Below are 20,229 nucleotides of genomic sequence, written 5' to 3' on the forward strand. Positions count from 1 at the left end.
GAGGTCGCAGCCCCATTCAAATTCTATACTTCGTACGCAGGTGATCCAAGATGATGTGGAAGCTCCAGACCGTCAGGAACAACATCAGGCTTGGATACAAGATCAGATGCGGGAAGCTTGAAAGGGTCTTCCATCCTTCTCGCACTAAAATTCCCCAACTGGTGTAAGGGGGATGAATCCCCAGACCGATAAAGCTCATGAAGCTTTCATACAAAATATTGGTCGGAATCTGCATCGCCACCAGAATCAGCAATGTTCCCAGCATATTCGGAAGCACATGGCGAAGCATCACATGCACGCGACTGCCCCCCAATGAAATTGCCGCTTCCACGTAGGGCTTGCGTTTGATTTCCAGAACCATGCCGCGCGTGACACGCGCCAAACTCATCCAATGTGTGACGGCGATACTGATACAAAGACCCAGCAGCGCACGACTTAAAGGGTCTTCAAACGGCAGCAGCAACTGCAGACTTAAACACATCACCGACACCAAAATGAAGCTTGGGACCGCTATCAGAATATCGCAAAAACGCATCAAGATGCGATCGACGATCCCCTCAAACCAGCCCGCAATGGCGCCATAGATAAAGCCAATCATAAACGCCAGGAACGAGCCTACAAGCCCCACCAACAGCGAAATACGCCCACCCATCAGAACCCGGGCAAACAGATCCCGCCCCAAGGTGTCCGTGCCAAACCAGTGTTCAGATCCCGGCGGTATGAGAATGCTTTCGACATTTTGTTCAAGCCCCGAGCTGTTCAACACCCACGGATAAAAAACCGTGGCCAGCACCAGGGTTGAAAGGAACAAAATGGCAAAAACCAGAAGCACCTTTTTCACGCGCGCTCCTGCAGGCGTGGATCCGCCAACTTCAGCAGCACATCAATAAAGGAGTTCACCACAATCAAAAGACTTCCATAGAACAACGTCAGGCCCACGATCAACGTGTAATCACGATCGTTCAGGGCCGCGATGAATTCACTGCCCAAACCCGGCACGGCAAACAGAACTTCCACCAGGAAAGAGCCTGACAGCAAGGACACAGTCAAAGGGCCTACGTAGCTTAAAAAAGGAATCAGCGAGTTTTTCAGCACGTGACGGATCAATACCCCCCACACGCCGACACCTTTGGCTTTGGCGGTGCGGGCATAGTCTTGATTCAGGTTTTCATTCAGGGAGTTTTTAAGCAAGCGAATCAGTGAAGCCAGCGGGCGCACACTTAAAGTCACCACTGGCAAAATGTAGTGCACGGGCGACGACAAAAATGCCACCGGTAAAAGGTTCCAGTAAAAACCAAAAGCGTAAATCAACAACGGCCCCCAGAACAGACTGGGCAAGGACAAGAATGCGATCACGGTCTGATCGACCAGACTTTCAAACCAGGTTTCACGGAAACGAGTCGCGGCCACCGCGATCACGAAAGCACCCGCCAAAATCACACCCAGCGCGATGGCGTTTAAGGTCAGGGTGTTACCCAGGCCCTGACCGATGATTTCAACCACCGTGCGATCAGGCTTCGACATCGAAACACCCAAGTCCCCTTGCACGACGGATAAAAGATAGTTCCCGATTTGGGAAGGAAGGCTTTGTTCAAGGCCCCAGTGTTGCGCCAGTTTTTCGCGCACCAATGGATTCAGGGCCGTCTCTTCATCAAAGGGACCGCCCGGAAGAGCTTTCAGCAGCACAAACGTCAACGCCGCTAGGACCCCTAGCGACGCTGTCATTTCCACTATTTTGTTAAAGACGAACCGAAACGCGCTGTCTATCAAATGTCATCCCAGTTTTCTTTCCCCGCCAGCTCGGCCTGGAATTTCACCGGAACCGCGCCTGCCATATAGGGGAAAAGATCTTTCTTGTTGCCGTACAATTGAGAATAAATATAAGCGTTTGAAACCACACGCTTTACATAATTACGTGTTTCCAGGAACGGGATGTGCTCGATGAACTCATCTGTTTCCAGGTTGCCGAAAGAAGACAGCCAGTTTTTCACGCGGTGTGGACCGGCGTTGTAACCTGCCGCCACCAGCGGAATTGTGTTTTCAAAACGATCCATCAGACGCTTCAAATAACGGCTGCCGATCTTCACCGATGTTTCTGGTTGCAGTAACAAAGGCGCTTTGAATTCTTTTTCACCCAAAAGTGTCGCCACTTTGTGACCTGTGAATGGCATGACCTGCATCAGACCCAACGCCCCTACCGGAGAAATCGCATCGCGACGGTAATGGGTTTCAGCGCGCATGATCCCCCATACAAGCTCTTCAGGCACAGTGAATTTCTTAGTGTATTTTTCAACATGCTCAGAATACGCACGTGGGTATGCAAACTCCCAAAGGTAACGGATGCCGTCCACGCCGTGAGCCGCTCTTTGACCACCGAAATTAATCTGCGCGATATAAGAAGAACGGTTGTAGTGACCTGCGGTGTTGTATTCGCTCATCAAAGTGCGCAGGTACTCGCGGTTGGAGGTCTTTCTTTCGATGTCATAAAGATCCCAGCGCGCCCATTCGTTTTCACCCAGGATCATCATGTCACGGGCTCTTTCAAAGCGCTTCATCAAAGCCGGGTTCGAGAACGTGGTCACTCTCTCGCTGCTGGCATCCGGCACTTCTTCCTCGGATCCAGCCACTTCCACAGATTTCAAATCCGGGTTGTCAGAAGCTTCCGCCTCTTCTTCTTCACCTTTTTCATCATCGGCAGAATACTGGGTCAGAATCAGTGTTTCTTCGGATTCAGACTCGTCCCCACGATAGCTGTCGGAAGAGTTTGGCATCAGGAATTCACCGGCAGAAAAACGGGAAATCACGCGCGGCTGCGTGGGCAGATTGGATTCAGCCAATCGAGGCACTTTTACTTCTTCCATTTTTTTCAAACGGCTTTGAGCGGCGATCGAGTAATAACCCAGCAAAGGGTCTTTCGCCAAAGACGACATCATGACCTTGGCTTGTTCGACCTTCCCCTGACGGAAAAGACTCATCGCCATCCAGTAAGTCACACGGTCTTCCGGGAAGGACTTCCAGGCTTTGCGGTTTTTCTTTTTCGCCGCATTCAGATTTCCCAGAGCTTTGTAAGCCCCCTGGTAATCACCTTTAAGATATTTCAACCAAGCCAGGTGCCACTGGGCATCGCGGTTCAGACCAGAATTTGGGTACGCTTTCATGAATTCCTGGAAGCGGCGGGCGGCCCCGTCGTAGTCCTGGAACTGATAAGACAGGAATGCCGACTGATACAGAGCCTGACGACCCGTTTTGGATTTCGGGCTTAGCTTGTAAGCAGAATAATAAGAACCCACGGCCAGTTGCACTTCTCCGGCTCTTGCCGCAGAAGATGCAAACAGGATCAGGAAATCGAAGTTTCTTTTGTTGGCTTCATAATACGGTTTCAGCAGTTCCACTGCTTTGGTGACTTCACCTTCTTGCAGATAGAACTGGGCCTGAAGTTTGTCTGCCAGGTACTTGTCAGACTTGGCCACTTTGGATTTCATGATATTGATTTCGCCCTGAGCTTTTTGGTCAAGACCAGCCCATAGCAGATAACGAACGCGCGTGCGGAAATCTTCTGGTGTGACTTTGCAGTCAGAAGGTTTGCCTTCAAATTCATTGATGGCCAGATCCACGCTCCAGTCCGCCACTTTCGGATAAGCGGGATAGCGTTCGTACAATTTCACCAGCCATTTGCACATTTGGCCGTGACGATTCAACCCTTTTTCCGCGATCGCCAGATTGTAAATCACATCCGGATAGTCTTCGGTGTTGCGGGTTCTTTTTTCCAGTTTCACAAACTGCGTGCTGGCCAGTTTATAGTTCTTCTTTTCCAGCGCGATCTGACCCATCAGGTTGGAGGCCTCGATGGACATTTTCACGTTCGGGGAAAGATCCAGAACTTTTTTAAGCTCCCCTTCAGCATCATCCCATTTGGAAGTTTTCATATAGGACTGCGCCAGATAGAAGCGCACGTATTCTTCCAGTGTGGTTTTCTCTTTCAGAATATCCTGAAGAGCGGGAATGGCCTGATCGTATTTCGCTGCGCGGAACTGATCCAGGGCCTTTTTAAAAGGCTCAAGGTCATTTTTAGTAACTTGGGCGCCGGCCACCGGACCGAGCAAGAGAGAAAACACAATACATTTCAGGGAGACCTTCATGTCCGCCACTCCAATACGAAAAGTTGTACAGTCCTTGTAACCGTCATTTAATAATGATACCGAATATCTATGGCAAAATCGAAAACTAAAACGATCTATACCTGTCAAAATTGTGGGGCCCAAAGACCAAGGTGGGAAGGCAAATGCTCTGACTGCGGCGCGTGGAACTCGTACGTCGAAGAACTGCAGATGCCGGAGGTAAAAACTCGAGGATGGTCTACAGGGTCTGGCGAACGCGAAAGCACAGGGTCCAAACCCGTCGCGCTGGACCAAAGACTTGAAGAAGTGAAATTGGATCGTTTTGATACAAGTTTCGAAGAGCTCAACCGCGTTTTGGGCGGCGGCTTGGCCAAGGGAAGTTTCGTGCTTTTGGGGGGATCTCCGGGCATTGGAAAATCCACTCTTTTGCTGCAAATGGCCGGTGGTTTAGCCAATAACAAGCATAAGGTGCTCTACATTTCCGGCGAGGAAAGCGTTTCTCAAACCGGGTCCCGCGCTCACCGTTTGGGAATCCGTTCGCCTCTTATTGAAGTCGGTTGCGAAAGCAATCTGACGGCCGTGATGGAGATGGCAAGATTCAAGAAACCAGATGTTCTGGTTGTCGATTCTATTCAGACGATGTTCCTGCCCGATTTGCAGGCCGCACCGGGATCGGTGTCCCAGGTGCGTGAGTGCGCCGGGCATCTGATGGGCCTTGCGAAGCACGATGGCATCACCGTGATTCTGATTGGTCACGTCACCAAAGACGGCAACATCGCCGGCCCTAAAGTTTTAGAGCACATGGTGGACTGCGTGCTGTCCTTTGATGGTGATATTTCCTACAACTTCCGTTTGTTGCGCTCTTTGAAAAACCGCTTTGGTGCGGCTCACGAACTGGGCGTGTTCCAAATGAACTCCAAAGGTTTGGAAGAGGTCACCAACCCCTCTGAACTGTTCCTGGAAGAACGCGGCGATCAGCTGATTGGTTCTGCCGTGTTTGCTTCGATGGAAGGCACAAGACCTTTGCTGTGTGAAGTTCAGGCATTGACGTTATCAAGCCCCATGGCGATGCCTCGTCGCACGGCTTTGGGTATTGATATCAACCGTCTGCATCTTTTGACCGCCGTCTTGGATCGTCACTTGGATGTACGCCTGGCCCATAACGATATCTTTATCAATGTCGTTGGTGGTTTGAAGCTGGTGGAACCGGCTTCGGATTTGGCGGTGGCGGCGGCCATCTTGTCGACCGAAAACCGTCGTGATCTTGACGCCAAGACTTGTTACTTTGGCGAGATCGGTCTGACCGGCGAAGTTCGTGGTGTGTCCTTTGTTGAACAACGAATCAAGGAAGCCGACAAACTGGGCTTTAAACACTTTGTCATCCCGTTTTCCAACAAACGCCACCTGGAAGAGGTAAAGCTTTCCAAGGACAAGAAGATTTCGTTTGTCAAAAACGTGCATGATCTGAATAAAATCATATAGGACCTAGAAAAGGATTTCCGGCATGGATGCTCAGGGCGCAATTGTAAAAGAGACTTATAAACCCGGTGACTTTATCTTCTTTGAAGGTGACATCGAAAATCACTTTTACATTGTCGAAAGCGGTGTGGTGAGCATCTTCACGAAAGACCAAATGGGCAAACGAATTCCCATTTGCGACATCGTGGATGGCGAATCCTTTGGCGAGTTCGCACTGATTTCCAAAAGCCCACGTTCGGCTTCGGCCCAAGCCGTTACGGATGTTGTGCTGGTGAAGGTCTCTGAAGAGGGGTTCCAGCAACTTCTGTCAGAACTGCCAACCTGGGCTGAGTGCATGCTGAAGTCTTTCACCGATCGCCTGCAGAACATGACGGAAAAAATTCGCGAAGCCGAACAGTTCCGCAGACGAGAGTCCTAAAAATCATAAAATTGTAATTTCATTGAGTTGGTTATTTTCCAATCCTGCTTGTATGCTGGAGAAAATGCTTAGCTCATTTAAACATCTTTTCTTAACAACTCTGCTTTGGCTTTTGCCGCTGTCCTTGGGGCAGGCTTCCGCTTTGGAAATTCCCACTTGGGAAGGGCCTGCCTCCGGCCCGAAGGCTCAGGAAGGCCGCAAGATCATCTTTATAGCTTCAGACATGAAGAATGGTGGCGCCGCCGCCGTCAGTGAAGGCTTTCTATCGGCAGGCCGTGTTTTAAAATGGAATATCACTGTTCGTGATGGCCAGGGCAGCCGCACCAAAATTCAAAAAGCTTTGAATGAGGCTATTCAAGCGGGCGCAGACGGAATTGTTCTTGGGGGTTTTGACGCTGCCGACTTCCGCCCCGAAATCAAAAAAGCCCAATCCACTCATATCAAGATTGTAGGCTGGCACTCGGCTCCCCGTCCTGGCAGCTCGAATCTGATGTTTTCAAATGTGACAACGGATCCTTTGATTGTGGCGGAAAAGGCCGCAAAACTGGTGTGTGAAAGCTCTGAAAAGTCAGGAGTTGTGATCTTTACGGACAACGACTTTTCCATCGCCCGCGCCAAAACCCTGCACATGAAAAAGATCATCGCTGAACACAAGAACTGCCAGGTTCTGGACATAGTGGATGTGCAAATTTCCAAGGCCGAACATCTGATGCCGGGTGCCGTTTCCAAACTGAACGACCGCTTTGGAAAAAAGTGGACTCACAGTCTGGCCATCAACGACATCTATTTTGATCACATCAATTTTCCCTTAAAAAGAATCGGACGAAAAGATCTGATCAACGTTTCTGCCGGGGATGGTTCCGCCACGGCCCTGCACCGAATTAAATCCGGGCTTTCCCAGCAGCTGGCGACAATCGCGGAACCCTTGAAGGCCCAAGGGTGGCAGGTCGCAGACGAAATGAATCGCGCCTTTGCCGGAAGCAGTGAAAGCGGATTTACAACAGAACCTTTGGTGATCACTCAGGAAATTTTGAAGAATTTAAAAGATGGAAATCTTGAGTCGAAGCTGAACTATAAAGAAGCTTACTCGAAAATCTGGTATCCCTGAGGCCGAACAGACCCCAGGGATTTTTTATAACTAGTAACGGATTGGATAGATAGAAGGCGCGCCGTAGCTGGAAGTCACAGTCACGTTCAGATCCGAATTCCCACCCATGGACTCAGCACGGATGTCGATCGCGGTGATACGCTCCCCTGCTGTCAGGTATTCAGAAGTCAGGCTGTAGTAGAATGTACCAGTGTAGCTTAACTGACGAAGCTGGATACGACGACCGCTTTGAGTGATCGCATAAGTTTCATGCAACTGAACGCCGTTGAAGTACGGATTCACGCGAACATAGTCCACGTAAGAAGCATAGTTGAACGCCACACGCAACCACTCGCCACCGCTGCGACGGGAAACTCCATAGAAACGCACCGTGGATTCACCGTAGTTGTTCGGTGGACGTGGTGGGTTTGGATACGGAGGATGTGGATCTGGACGGTGCGGAGGATACGGTTGTGGATATGGATCAGGACGAGGTCCTGGTCTTACCGGTGGACGATCCGGACGAATGCCGCCATGACGTTCATCTCTGCGGTCGTTTTCGTAACGACGGTCATCACGGTCATTGTATTGATCTGGTCCGCGGCGATCATCGCGACGGTCGTCTCTGCGATCATCACGGCGATCATTGCGATCATTGTCGCGGCGGTCGTTGTTGTCACGACGGTCATCACGACGCTCGTCGTTGCCACCACGATCTGGCGGATGACCCGGGCGGATTTGCGCTCCGGCTACGGGACCTTGCAGCAAAACGGCTGCGGTCAAAAGGGCACTCAACACTGGTAGTTTCATAAAGACTCCTTTTTTTGAAGACGAAGGAGTTATTCCAAGATCCGTGCCTGGACAAAGTGACACCAAACGGCCCTGCATGAACTTATTTCTTAGGGTACTTTAAGAACAATTCGCGCTGCAAATCCATCATCAAACTCAATAGGCGCGTTTCCAGGATGTTTGTGACGTTCAAGAACTGTAAACCAGCAGTTTGAATGATCTGCCCGTCGACTTCCCGCTTCTGGGCAAAACGCACCTCTACGTCGAACTCCATGGCGCGACGAACCCCCAGGCGCAAGGCGCCTTTGATTTGATCCCCGATTTTAAGCTCGGGAGCCGCGCCTTTGAATTCGACTTTCAGGCCCCCGGCGCTGATATCACGAACCCGGCTTTCAATGAAATGCACCTTACCGCCATGGAGAAGAATGCTGAAAATAGCTTCGTACTTGCCCGGAATATCAATGCGGGCATTGGCCCGTCTTTGCAGCTGGAAAAGATCCACATCGGTTCTTAGCACCGCCCAACCGACACTGAAGCTGAGCTCGGTCTGAAAGAAATAGCGCTCGCTCTTAAACGGAAAATTCACGACCACTTTCTGAGGTTGCGTGACGTCTTTAGAATCGGCCGTATGATGACAAAGCAGAGTTTCATCCTTGTCGGTTTGCACGGCGATCAGATGAAACACATCTTCATTAACCGAGCCCTTCATCGACAGCTGCAATTTATCGTCAGCAATTTCGCGGAAAAGCATTTTCTTTTCCGACACTGCGACTTTCTTGAAAATGGTCTGACCTGGCATGTTCACGGCCATGTGATTACACTCGCTCCAAAGCCTGCGCCCAGCGCTGCAGACGCTCTTTGCGTGCCTTCGGGGTCATTTTCACTTTGAATTCTTTGTTCACTTCCCACACGCGTTTGATTTCTTTTAAATCTTTCCACACACCCGCGCCCAGCCCTGCCATGAAGGCCGCGCCCAAAGCTGTGGTTTCCAGATTTTGCGGGCGAACCACGTTGGCTCCGCAGTAGTCGGCCTGCAGCTGCATTAACAAATCATTGGCAGCAGCGCCGCCATCAACACGGACTCCGCGCAGTTTCTTGCCCAGATCCCTTTGCATGGTGTTTAGAATATCCACATTTTGCAATGCCATGGCTTCCAGGGTCGCACGCGCAATGTGTGCCTTGGTACTGCCACGAGTAAGACCACAAATCAGCCCGCGGGCTTCCGGCTGCCAGTGCGGAGCTCCCAGTCCCGTCAAAGCCGGAACGAACTCGACCCCATCGGTGCTGTCGACGGTTTTTGCCAATGCTTCGATGTCCGAAGATTGCTGGAACAATCCCAGTCCGTCGCGCAGCCACTGAACTGCAGCGCCGCAGACAAAGGCGCCGCCTTCCAGTGCGTAAGTCATTTCCTGGTTTTTTAGTTTCCAGGCAATCGTTGTCAGCAACTTGTTTTTGGACTTCACGGCTTTTTTGCCGGTGTTCAGAAGCAAGAAACTTCCGGTGCCGAAGGTGCACTTGGAATCACCGGTTTCAAAACAAGTCTGGCCGAAAAGGGCCGCTTGCTGATCGCCGACGATTCCGGTGATTGGAATTCCGTCCGGCATAAAGCCCAGACCTTGAGTCACACCAAAATCAGAGTTGGAAGGACAGATCTCTGGCAAGATGCCTTCAGGCACGCCAAAGATTTTCAAAAGGTCTTCATCCCACCACCCCGTGTGGATGTTCATCAGCATCGTACGAGAGGCATTACTTACATCCGTCTTATGCGAGTGCCCTGCGGTCAGTTTCCACAACAAGAAGCTGTCGACCGTACCGGCCAGGGCCTGACCGTCTTTGGCTTTCTTTGCCGCATTCGGAACGTGCTTTAACAACCACTGGATCTTTGTGGCTGAAAAGTATGGATCCAGCACCAAACCCGTCTTGGCGGTGATGATCTTCTCTTTTTTGTTTTTCTTTAGCTTTTCGCAGATATCCTGCGTACGGCGACATTGCCAGACGATGGCATTATGCAGAGCTTTTCCGGACTTCGCGTCCCAAAGCATCACGGTTTCACGCTGATTGGTGATCCCGATCGTGCGAATCTGAGAACCTTTGATTTTTGCTTTTTCCAACGCCAGACGCATGGATCTTTGCGTGGAATACCAGATATCTTCTGGATCGTGCTCAACCCAGCCTGGTTTCGGGAAGATTTGTTTGAATGCCTCACGAGCCTCGGCGACAAGACCTCCGGCTTGATTGATAATGCATGTTCTTGAGCTGGTTGTCCCTTGGTCAATGGCCATGATAAAAGAAGACATAAACACTCTCCAATCGATGTATTAATAATGAAGAATTTCCTGAAGAAACCCAACGAAAAAATCTTTGGCTTACGATCTCTGGATCGTGACACTTTGATTTTCCGTGTGCTGCCGCGTTTTCTTTTGGAGATCCTGCGCAAGTACTTCCGCCTGGAAATTGAAGGTGTTGAAAACATCCCTCGCCGTGGCGCCGTGATCCTGGCGCCCAATCACTCGGGTTACACCGGTTTTGATGCTTTCTTGCTGGGCCACGTGGTGCAACAGGAAGCTAAACGCATTCCCCGTGTGCTGACACATCACTTCTGGTTTCTGACCGAAACGACCGCAATTCCAGCCAACAAGATGGGCTTCACCGAAGCCACTTATGAAAATGGCATCAATGCGCTGAAAAAAGGAAATGCGATTGTTTTGTTCCCAGAAGGTGAACAAGGTAATTTCAAGCCGACCACCGAGCGCTATCAACTGCAGGAATTCAAACGCGGCTTCGTGCGCATGGCCCTGGAAGCCCAATGCCCGATCGTCCCGGTGGTGATCTTAGGTGCCGAAGAAACTCATATTAATTTGAAAAAACTCAAATTCACCAAGTTCCTGAAGGGCTCGGTGATTCCATTGCCCTTGAACGTGATTCCGCTGCCTGCCAAATGGCGCATCCGCTTCCTGGAACCAATCACTCTTCCTTACAAACCATCAGCTGTAGATGATGCAGACTTGGTCCACGAGATCGCGCAAGACATCCAAGAACGCATGCAAACCGCCGTAGAAGAAGAAATCCAAAAACGCGGCAACGCCTTCCTATAAAAACAGTAGAGGCTGCTCAAAATAGCACAGCCGCAAAGCCGCCCGACAATGCAGTCGGATGGGCTACTTTCAGCAGCCGGTTCATTTTTTATCAGGTAAGTCGTCGGCGATGACTTGTAAGATATTCTGCCACTTCGCCACGAGGATGCCTTCATTGCCTTCTTCCCGACTGACAAGTCGGCTTACCAGCAAAGCAGCAAGACTGACGGCTAGGACGAGGAGGAGCACGTACTCCACCACGATTTGACCTCGTTTATTCATGTATCAGATTCTATCACACTTCCGCAGGAGCGGAAGCTTTCAGCATGGCGGCTGGACGCCAGTTTTCCATTGTGAGACGCAGAGACTCGACCAAAAGGTCCAAGTTCTCATCCGCAATCGGCCCGCGAAGACCAATCACCACATCGTCATGCCATTTCTCTACTTCCAGAGGGCTGATGTGTTTAGCGGCATCTTCAAAGGACAACAAGAAGCTGTCTTCAGTCGGATAAATCATCACAAGGATGTTTGCCCCAGCTGCTTTGGAAACCTCTTTGGCCTTAGCCATTTCCACCGTCAACTTCTGTTGAATCAGGAAATAGATTTTCAAAGCCAAAGCTTCGTGGAACTGGGCAAAGTAGATACGAACAGGGCCATCAAAGATGGCACTATTAAAAGCAGGATTAAAATATTTCGACTGCATTAACGTGGTGTATGACGACCTCATGTTGTAGCTCCCCCCTCCACAGACACACCCCAAGACTAGGAAGAAAACCCTTCCTAATTCAAAGGAAATTTTAAGAATCTTAAATTTTCTGACGCATCAGATTATTTAAGAGTGCCAAAAACCTTCTTTCCTCTCGAGAAAACCACCTTCTCAGAGGCTTCACCCACACTGTAGAACAGCGTCTGCCAGTCTTGATCTATGCACAAAATATCAGCAGACTTGCCAACCTCCAGCGAACCCACTTGATCCTGCAGATTCAAAGCATAGGCTCCGCCCACTGTGTATGCGGCAATGACTTCCGGCAAACTCATCTTCATTTCAAGGCGCGCAAGCAATCCCACCAGATTCAAATTTTGCGTTGGCGAAGTCCCGGGATTGAAGTCCGTGGCCAAGGCCACACGCACTCCCGCATCGATCATCGCGCGAGCCGGTGGATATTTGGTTTTGGTATAAAGATCCGCGGTTGGCAAAAGCACACCGGTCACTTCGCTTTGTGCGAGCTTTCTGATTTCTTTGTCCTCGATCTGTAACAAGTGATCGCCAGACAAGGCCCCCAGGCGCACAGCGATCTCGCTGCCACCGCTTAAAGACATCTGATCGGCGTGAATCAGGATTTCAAAACCCAGCTCTTGGGCGCGACGCAGATACTTTTCAGAAGCTTCCGGCGGGAAGAATCCTTTTTCAATGAAGACATCCACCCGTCTTGCCAGTTTCTTCTTGGCAACGACTGGCAGGACTTCGTCTGCCAGGAAGGTCAGATAGTCTTCATAGGATTTAAATTCCGGTGGCAAAGCATGGGCCCCCAGGAACGTGTTCACCGTGCGAATGCCTGAAAGCTTTTGTGCGGCTTGAAGCATTTTCAGTTCATCTTTCAGGTTCAGGGCATAACCGGATTTAATTTCAACCGTGGTCACGCCTTGAGAAATGAAGTTATCCACACGCTTCTGCCCGGTTTTCACCAGATCATTAACGCTGGAAGCACGGGTCTTTTTCATCGTCGACAGAATCCCGCCGCCCTTGGCTGCGATCTCCTGATAGCTGACGCCCTGATTGCGCATTTCAAATTCAGCCGCGCGATCCCCGGCAAAGATCAGATGCGTGTGACATTCGATAAAGCCCGGCAAAACCGTACGCCCTTTCATGTCGTAATCACGCAAGTTCTTTTTCCGCGAGAATTCTTTGGGAAGTTTCTTCTGCGGGCCCACCCAGGCGATCTTGTCTTTTTCAATGACGATGGCGGCTTGTTGCAAAAGGCCTAGATCCTCTTCCTTGATACGACGGCCTTGTTTGGCAGCGGCGCCCTGAAGAGTCAGAAGTGTCGATATATTTTTAAGCAGAATACCCATGCACTTATTCAAGCACATGGGTTTCTGGGATCAAGCTAAAACCGTGTTCCTACATAATCTTGATACTATGACTGCGTGCGCCCTCTGATTTAGGCAGGGTCAGGCGCAAAACTCCATCTTCAAAGTGAGCTTCAATCTTTTCTGTCTGTACTTTGACCGGCAAAGTGAAAGATCTTTGGAAGCGACCATAAGATCTTTCTGAATAGTGCCCCTCGGATTTCGTTTCACGGGTGCGCTCTCCGGAAATCGTCAGAATATTGTCATTGAGCTCGACCTTAATGTCTTCTTTTTTAAGGCCTGGCAGATCCGCACTGACCAGATAGGCATTATCCTTTTCTTCCACATCCACCGACGGAGAGAAATCAAATCCCGCCCGCGCCAGGGCACTGGATTCATTGCGGTCGAATTCATTGATAAAATCTTCGAACTGACTGAATAGATCCGACGAAGGCAGACGACGGCGACCGCCCCAAGGACTTAAGCTTCGCATAGGCATGGCATCCTCCTTATTGAGATGCCTTAAACCTAAAAACACCGCGCTAAAGCGTCAAGAATGCACAAGGGTCAGTGTCAAAAGTAAAAAGCCGGAGTGCTATCACACACTCCGGCTTTTCGGTTTAAATTTTCAATTAAGACTTACTTCATTTTTGGCGAGAACCAAAGATCGATCACACGACCTTCTTTCTTTTTGCCTTTTTCAACAAAGACGAAGGTGCTCTTCTCTCGGATCTGAGCACGGTCCGCAATACCGCTCACGGCGGAATCATCATATTTCAATGACACGGATTCAATGCGGGACTTCAGTGGTACAAGCTCACCTTTTTGCACTTTGCCATCGCCGTTTTTATCAAACCACAGCTGAAGCTTTGCAAAGTCCTTGTCGTTCTTGTCGATCACATTGTCTTTGTTCGAATCAAATTCGCGCAAAGCCTCGAAACCATTTTTGAACTTGTCACCCTGATTACCGAATAGTTCGTCCTCAGTCGTGATCTGACCATCACCATTGCGGTCCACGGCAATGAAGGCACCTGGCGCACCAGCTTCAGGCCACATTGTTTTGCCCGTTGGATTCAATGGGAAGTCGGTCACCGCTGTGAAGTTTGGCATCTTGTCATCGAAGAACACCATTAGTGGTGAGAAGTAACCGCCGCAATAGCCGTTTTCGCCCGGGAAGAAGGCCGATACGCTGTACTGCTTCCCATCTTTGGAGTTACTGGTGTAAACAGACGCGGAAAGCGCTCCGTTATAACCCATGTATTCCCCACCCTGCTTTTGGCCCGGCGCAAACACCTGGTCAAAGCTGACGGCTTCAAGCTTGGCTTCAAAGTCATTCGAGATATTACCCTCTTCATCCACTGTCGTGGTGAAATTCACCGGCAAGACTACACGCACGCTGTTACCAGCATACTGAGCCTTTACCCCGGCAGTGACATCTGAAATCTGAGTCACTTGCGCATCGTTACCTGCTTGGGTCACGACATTGGCCGGATATTTCACGGTGTAAGTTTTAAGTGCGCCCTTTTCCCGCAAGGTCAGCTTTACTGACACGCTGGAAACCGGCGAAAGCGGATTGGAAACGTGTCTTAAGTTAGTACCAAAACACGTGTTGGAGATATTCACAGTGATTCCATCAACCGAAGCCCTGGCGGCCTGGCCGGAAAGAACAACCCCTTGAAAACCTGCTGAGCCCCCGGCTCCCGAATTCACGGCTGCAGGCTGCTGTTCAGTCTGTGCATTCGCAGTGGATGACACCACCATGGCTGTTGCACAAGCCCATCTTAACCAAAACATACAAGCCCCCTTTTGGTTTCCCCTTTTTATTTCTTATCATTGCGCACGATCTTGAAATAAATCAAAGCATCGTGTGCACTCTTTCTGGAAAACTCCACTTTCGCAACATCCGATGCGAAGAGCTGTCCAGGGCCAAACTGCCTACCGGTATACATCGACCGATAAACATTGACCTGTCCCCCTTTGGTATCCTTCTGTAGATAATACTTGATAATACTGACAACTTTCAAGCGCACCAACGGGGCTGCCCCCCCCATAGGCGGTATATCCCTTAAGAACTTATCTTCATCCCCGATTGTCTCACTTGGATACATCGGATTTGTCGTGTTGACGAAGCCCGGAATATTTAAAGCCAACAAACGTGTGGCGCCCGGCGCCTGCACACTGCCCAGGAAAATCGGCGATCTTGCCGGCTTGCTGTAATCCGGACCCGAGGCCGTCATCTGACGAACCATAGTGGGAGTATCCAGCATCAGCACATTTCCGACTTGCCAGTAGCGACCCAGCCCCTGAGGATCCGAGAACTGCACTATGCTGTCTTTATTCAATGAAACAAACGTCAAAGAGGCCGCAACAAAAGGGTCCCCCGGTGCATTTCCAATTTGATAGGCATTCGACGGCGCATACATCATCGAACCGCCCATTTTTTCATTGGTCGCGATAAAGATAAATTCATTGCGGCGGCCCGCTTCCAGAGTCAATTTTCTGGCAGCATTATCCACCGAGGATTGCGTCACATCCGCCACATAGTCAAAGAACTGACGGCCGTTATCATCGGTGATGATAACATTATTGAATGACGGCTCAGAGTACTTTAAGTCCCGCAGGATCATACGCTCTGCCAGGATGTTATCGACTTTGTCTTCGATCTCGTTGGTGATTTCTTTTTTGGTCTTTGCAGTGAATACAAAGAAAGAGGCCGCGACCATCCCCATGATCCCCATCAGGGCCACGCCGACAATCATCTCTGCTAAAGTTAAACCGCGATTATTCTTGATTATCATCATTGTGAGTTCACCACGAATTGATAGTCCACATAGCCATATGACTTGGCATCACCGGCCATTGCGGCTTTTTCACCCTGCGCCCAGTCCCGATGGGTCAAACGCACCGTCACCAGATAAAGCCCCTTCATGCCGGGATAGGCCTGAATCACAAAACCATAGCGACCCGGGCAACCCGGGCATTCTTTTGCGGTAGACATCATCCCGTTACCCCACGCCATTGGCAGGTCGCCGGGATTCAAGGCGTTTTCACGCTCTTTGTCGGTGGTGAAATAGTTGATCTGATACATACGCACATTCGGACGGATGTTTTCGATCACGTCGTTGATTTGTTTGTACAGCGAGTTCTTGGTACCACTGTCCATGGCGACCTTTTTCATGCTCAGGATCCCTGAGATAAAGAAGGACCCCACCAGCGTGATCATCGCCAGTCCCAGCAGGACTTCCAAAATGGACATACCCTTTTGGTTTGATGCTAATTTCATCATATGCCGGACTCCCTGGAGACTTCGAGAACGTAGAATCTCATCAGACGGTTTTTACACATCGTCGAGTTGCTGTTGTTGATCAGACCGCAGTCCGGATCCACCGCTGTCCAGCGGAAAGGATCGGCTTTTGCGCGCAACGAAATCGAATTACATTTATAAAGATTCGAGACGTCACGCATGCTTGGATATGGATGCCATACCGGATAGCGATTGATAGTCGTGCAATCCTGAGCATTCAAACCTTTCAAAATCCCCGCTTGTCGAAGCTCGAAGGTCGCCATCGGATGATAGATGGTGCTCCAGCGAATACCGGCTTTATACGCCTGCTCGTCCACCTCAATGCCTTGAGAAACAATGATGCTTCCAATAATTCTTAAAGGAGCCGAACGGCTTCGGATCTCAAGTTTTTCACAGTTCAGGAATCCAGAAACCAGATTCGCTGATGATTCGATAATGCAGGTTTTTGCCATGGACACGACATGGAAGACCGCCGTGCCTGAACCGCCTGCAGGTGCATACGCATTACCGGCATTGAGGATCAGATCTTTGCGATCATCATACTTGTTGGTGAAGGACCAGGAATGCTTGGAATTTGGAGCAAAAGATTTAGACCAGTCCGTTCCGGCGAAAGCCGACGTGTTGGTTCCCAAAGTCTTACAAGCCAGATCCAGATTCACAAATGGATCTTCTCCGTCCGGCAGACCGCCTTTGGACTGCCCGCGAGAGTCCAACAACGTTTGCGACACATCAAAGCCGCCACCGTCAGGCCTGAATACCAAGGCCCCACGGTTGTTATTGGACCACGGACGCATGGAATAACCTTTATAATAAGCCACATCAAAGGCCTCAAATTCAAAGGACACCGGAACACGCTCGCCATTGGAATTCACCAGGGCGTTGCTGTTTTCAAATTTGATTTCCAGGTCTTTGAACGAAGCATTGGTGTTTTCCGGGTTGTCCCCTGCTTTCACCGGATTCTTCATGGTGATATTTATTTTCGGCTGAATACCCATGTTCGCACGAACTTCACTCAAGTCACCGCGCAACGTGGAAACACGCTTTTCAGAATTTTCCACCTGCTGTTCCAGACGGTTTTTATTGGCTTCTGCATTTCGCAGGTCATTTTGCGCATTGTTCAGGGCATATCGCGCATTTGCCACCCTGCCCGGATCAGCAGGTACACGGTTGCGCGCACGTTCCAGATCATCTTCAGCCTCGTTCACATCACGACGAGCTCTTTCCACAGCACGGGCGGCCTGATTCAGGTCGCGGCGGGCATCATCCAAGTCGCCTTCAGCATTACTCAACTGACGCTCGATGCTCTTTTCCAATGGACGCAGGTCAATTTTAGGCTCCAGGGTGACAGTTCCGTCCAAAGGAACTTCCCCTTCAACCTCAAGGTTACCAAATCTCATGGTGAACTTACTGACCGGAGTCGCACGACTTGTCAGACCCCAATCCTTAAGCAAATCACGAGAGAAGAAGTTTTTCACAGATGGTTGATCGACTTCCTTGGTCTGGGGATTGAACAAGTTACCGTCTGTCAAAGCCAGACGGTAATTATACTTGCCGCCACTCTTACTAAGCAGCGCCCCCGTCAACTGACTGTTCTCTGTCGTAGTTAATTTATACTTACGATCTTCGTGACGTTTACAAAGGGCCATCAAATTCACACTTGGATTGCCCGAACCAGTCGCATAGCCCGACAGATAGTCCAAGCCCAGATCACGCTCCCCGTCCACTTCCACACCTTTTTGGAAACCGCCAAATTGACGGATATTGGACCAGAACTGATCGACTTGATTCCCTGCAGAACGCGGACGGAACTCAACGTTTTCACGTTTGATCGGGCCATAGCCCAGAATGACTTTGTCTTTGAAAGTGACTGGCGTATAGACCGTGTCCCCTTCAGCAACGTCCACCGCCAAATCCGGAGCTTTTGGCAAATGAATCGCACCATTCACAAACACAGGGGACTCGAAAGTCAGACCGGGATATTTGATCGTTTGTTCACGGGAACCATGTTGTTTAAAGTAAGCGCCACCGACCCCAAGATCGGATGCGGATTCTTTGTCCAGGCGCAGGTCACCTGCCACTAGCAGAGCAAAACTTCCCACTTCGCGCGGGTACACGCCGACAAAGGATGTTGTTTCAAGCTTGCTGGATCCGACTTCAATGATCTTTTTCTGCTTGTCACGAAGACTGACGACAACTTTCAGATAGACCTCGCGGCCGTACTCAGGAATGGCGGCACGCACGTCACGTGTGATATTGATTTGAATGAATTCAACCGTGTAACCCTTCAAGTCAGCCACGATCTTATAAACCGGGTGCATCGTCGAGAAACTTGAAATATTAATCGTCTGACTAATACCCTCTTTCAACGGCACTTTTTCCGGGTTGGCGATACCGATCGCCCGCAGGAAGTCCACGGACTCCTGCTTCATCAGCAGACGCTCCACCGAACGTGGGTGACTGAGGATCTCAACAGCTTTCGGAGGCGTGCTGGCCCCGCAGCTTTCCTGCATCCAGGACTCAGAAAAACACCAGCGCTGACGAATACCGAAAAGCGTGTAATCGACCATCGAATGCAACGCCAAACGTGCGGTGATGATGGATGCGGTCTTGGTCACCTGACTGCGGTGTTTGATAACGGTAGGAGAAAGGAAGTAAATCATCACGCCGACAACGCCAACAGCCACAAGGGCTTGGACGAAGGCACTTCCTCGATTATTTGAGACTGTACGTCCCTTTGATCTGCAAGATTTCACGGTGGTTTCTCCCTGTATCTTGTATCGACATTTATCGTATCAAACTTAAGATTTCAGAGTGTGGAACGACCCGTTTCAGAGCAGGTGGTGTCTCAGATCAAAACGGTTTTTGTATCAATTTTAGCTTGTTTACATAAAAAAAAGCCCACGACCGGAAGGTAGTGGGCTTTTTGATGAAATTTTCAATGTAAGGCTTACTTCGCCTTACCCTGGTTGGCCACGGCCTCGATAGCGGCTTTGACCTCGTCCGGATCGCCGATGAACTCCTTTTTCAGGACCTTCAAATTTGCGTCCAATTCATACATCATCGGGATCCCGGTCGGCATATTGACGCCCATGATCTCATCCGGGGTCATCCCCTCCAAATGCTGCATCAAGGCGCGCAAACTGTTCCCATGAGCCACGATGAGCACTTTTTTGCCTGATTTTACAGCAGGTGCAATGGTGCCATCCCACAGCGGCAGGAATCTGGCCACAGTGTCTTTCAAAGATTCGTTGCTAGGCAAAAGTTTAGCGTCGACGTTTTTGTAACGAGGATCGTGGGAAGGATGACGAGGGTCGCTCACTTCCATTGGAGGTGGCGGAGTGTCGTAACTACGGCGCCAGATCTTCACCTGCTCCTCGCCATGACGAGCCGCAGTCTCGGCTTTGTTCAATCCCTGAAGGGCTCCGTAGTGTCTTTCGTTCAAACGCCAGTCTTTGTGGACTGGAAGCCACACCTGATCCACTTCATCCAAGACGAAATTCAGAGTTTTAATCGCTCTTTTCAACACGCTTGTATATGCAACGTCGAAACTGAAGCCTTTTTCACGAAGAGCTTTGCCACCCTTTAGAGCTTCCGCTCGACCTTTTTCAGAAAGATCTACGTCCTGCCAGCCAGTGAAGCGATTTTCCTGGTTCCACACACTTTCGCCGTGTCGAATTAGCACCAACTTATACACGCTTAAACTCCTTCATTTTGGATGGAAAAAGAGCTATCATGACAGCGTTTTAAATAACATCAATAGCTTGGCGTTTTGCTACGCATTAAGACGTGTCAAACCCCCGAGTTTTTGAAAAATTAGCACGAGCTAGCGGGTTCTAAAACAAGCTATATCAAGGCACGAGGAGGAAGGCGTACTCCCCGTACGTCGACGA

Annotated in this window: 19 protein-coding genes; 4 read left to right on the forward strand and 15 right to left on the reverse strand. The window is 50.0% G+C overall.

Annotation, left to right across the window (positions count from 1 at the left end):
- Positions 1-16: 16 nt before the first annotated feature.
- The 3 genes from BDT_RS13190 to BDT_RS13200 are packed head-to-tail and all read right to left on the reverse strand — an operon-like array spanning position 17 to position 4,139.
- A complete protein-coding gene (locus tag BDT_RS13190; protein ID WP_015091741.1) occupies positions 17-841 on the reverse strand; it encodes an ABC transporter permease in 825 nt (274 codons plus the stop codon).
- Complete coding sequence (locus BDT_RS13195) at positions 838-1,725, reverse strand: ABC transporter permease (RefSeq protein ID WP_235046125.1); 888 nt, start codon at positions 1,723-1,725, stop codon at positions 838-840. The genes BDT_RS13190 and BDT_RS13195 overlap by 4 nt, the downstream gene beginning before the upstream one ends.
- 41 nt (positions 1,726-1,766) lie before the next feature.
- A complete protein-coding gene (locus BDT_RS13200; protein WP_041577858.1) occupies positions 1,767-4,139 on the reverse strand; it encodes a transglycosylase SLT domain-containing protein in 2,373 nt (790 codons plus the stop codon).
- Positions 4,140-4,208: 69 nt separating this feature from the next.
- Here BDT_RS13200 and radA point away from each other — a divergent pair, with 69 nt between their 5' ends.
- From radA to BDT_RS13215, 3 genes are all read left to right on the forward strand, one after another.
- Positions 4,209-5,600, forward strand: coding sequence for a DNA repair protein RadA (radA, locus tag BDT_RS13205; protein WP_041577859.1), 1,392 nt, complete (start codon positions 4,209-4,211; stop codon positions 5,598-5,600).
- Positions 5,601-5,622: 22 nt separating this feature from the next.
- Positions 5,623-6,015, forward strand: coding sequence for a Crp/Fnr family transcriptional regulator (locus BDT_RS13210; RefSeq protein WP_015091745.1), 393 nt, complete (start codon positions 5,623-5,625; stop codon positions 6,013-6,015).
- 64 nt (positions 6,016-6,079) lie between these two features.
- A complete protein-coding gene (locus tag BDT_RS13215) occupies positions 6,080-7,123 on the forward strand; it encodes a substrate-binding domain-containing protein (RefSeq protein ID WP_148278834.1) in 1,044 nt (347 codons plus the stop codon).
- Between the two features lie 30 nt (positions 7,124-7,153).
- Here the strand turns inward: BDT_RS13215 and BDT_RS18980 are convergent, their stop codons facing one another.
- The 3 genes from BDT_RS18980 to glpK all read right to left on the reverse strand — a co-directional run bounded on the left by BDT_RS18980 (position 7,154) and on the right by glpK (position 10,188).
- Positions 7,154-7,912: a beta-sandwich domain-containing protein gene (locus tag BDT_RS18980; RefSeq protein ID WP_051026314.1), complete on the reverse strand. Its 759-nt coding sequence runs from the start codon at positions 7,910-7,912 to the stop codon at positions 7,154-7,156.
- A gap of 82 nt (positions 7,913-7,994) precedes the next feature.
- Positions 7,995-8,702 carry a flagellar brake protein gene (locus tag BDT_RS13225; RefSeq protein ID WP_015091749.1) on the reverse strand — a complete coding sequence of 236 codons (708 nt, stop codon included), beginning with the start codon at positions 8,700-8,702 and terminating at the stop codon, positions 7,995-7,997.
- 4 nt (positions 8,703-8,706) lie between these two features.
- A complete protein-coding gene (glpK, locus tag BDT_RS13230) occupies positions 8,707-10,188 on the reverse strand; it encodes a glycerol kinase GlpK (RefSeq protein WP_041577860.1) in 1,482 nt (493 codons plus the stop codon).
- A gap of 27 nt (positions 10,189-10,215) precedes the next feature.
- Here glpK and BDT_RS13235 point away from each other — a divergent pair, with 27 nt between their 5' ends.
- Entirely contained in the window at positions 10,216-10,986 is a 771-nt protein-coding gene (locus tag BDT_RS13235; protein WP_011165112.1) for a lysophospholipid acyltransferase family protein, read from the forward strand.
- Between the two features lie 81 nt (positions 10,987-11,067).
- On the opposite strand, the gene BDT_RS13240 is transcribed toward BDT_RS13235, so the two are convergent.
- The 9 genes from BDT_RS13240 to gpmA all read right to left on the reverse strand — a co-directional run bounded on the left by BDT_RS13240 (position 11,068) and on the right by gpmA (position 20,033).
- On the reverse strand, positions 11,068-11,247 hold the full coding sequence (locus tag BDT_RS13240; protein WP_038449975.1) for a hypothetical protein: 180 nt from the start codon (positions 11,245-11,247) through the stop codon (positions 11,068-11,070).
- Between the two features lie 13 nt (positions 11,248-11,260).
- Complete coding sequence (locus BDT_RS13245) at positions 11,261-11,692, reverse strand: hypothetical protein (RefSeq protein WP_041577861.1); 432 nt, start codon at positions 11,690-11,692, stop codon at positions 11,261-11,263.
- A 101-nt stretch (positions 11,693-11,793) separates the two neighbouring features.
- Positions 11,794-13,038, reverse strand: a complete 1,245-nt coding sequence (gene hutI, locus BDT_RS13250; RefSeq protein ID WP_015091752.1) for an imidazolonepropionase — start codon at positions 13,036-13,038, stop codon at positions 11,794-11,796.
- Between the two features lie 49 nt (positions 13,039-13,087).
- Positions 13,088-13,534, reverse strand: a complete 447-nt coding sequence (locus BDT_RS13255; RefSeq protein WP_148278836.1) for an Hsp20/alpha crystallin family protein — start codon at positions 13,532-13,534, stop codon at positions 13,088-13,090.
- Positions 13,535-13,674: 140 nt separating this feature from the next.
- Positions 13,675-14,829 carry an EF-hand domain-containing protein gene (locus BDT_RS13260; protein WP_041577862.1) on the reverse strand — a complete coding sequence of 385 codons (1,155 nt, stop codon included), beginning with the start codon at positions 14,827-14,829 and terminating at the stop codon, positions 13,675-13,677.
- A 26-nt stretch (positions 14,830-14,855) separates the two neighbouring features.
- Positions 14,856-15,836, reverse strand: a complete 981-nt coding sequence (locus tag BDT_RS13265; protein ID WP_235046126.1) for a pilus assembly FimT family protein — start codon at positions 15,834-15,836, stop codon at positions 14,856-14,858.
- Positions 15,833-16,321 carry a type II secretion system protein gene (locus BDT_RS13270; protein ID WP_041577863.1) on the reverse strand — a complete coding sequence of 163 codons (489 nt, stop codon included), beginning with the start codon at positions 16,319-16,321 and terminating at the stop codon, positions 15,833-15,835. The genes BDT_RS13265 and BDT_RS13270 overlap by 4 nt, the downstream gene beginning before the upstream one ends.
- The gene (locus BDT_RS13275) at positions 16,318-19,023 is read right to left on the reverse strand and encodes a hypothetical protein (protein WP_015091757.1); all 2,706 of its coding nucleotides are present in this window, start codon (positions 19,021-19,023) and stop codon (positions 16,318-16,320) included. Before BDT_RS13275 ends, BDT_RS13270 begins: the two co-directional genes overlap by 4 nt.
- A gap of 263 nt (positions 19,024-19,286) precedes the next feature.
- A complete protein-coding gene (gene gpmA / locus BDT_RS13280; protein ID WP_041577864.1) occupies positions 19,287-20,033 on the reverse strand; it encodes a 2,3-diphosphoglycerate-dependent phosphoglycerate mutase in 747 nt (248 codons plus the stop codon).
- Between the last annotated feature and the right edge of the window lie 196 nt (positions 20,034-20,229).

Source organism: Bdellovibrio bacteriovorus str. Tiberius (assembly GCF_000317895.1).
In the GTDB taxonomy this organism is placed as follows: domain Bacteria; phylum Bdellovibrionota; class Bdellovibrionia; order Bdellovibrionales; family Bdellovibrionaceae; genus Bdellovibrio; species Bdellovibrio bacteriovorus_F.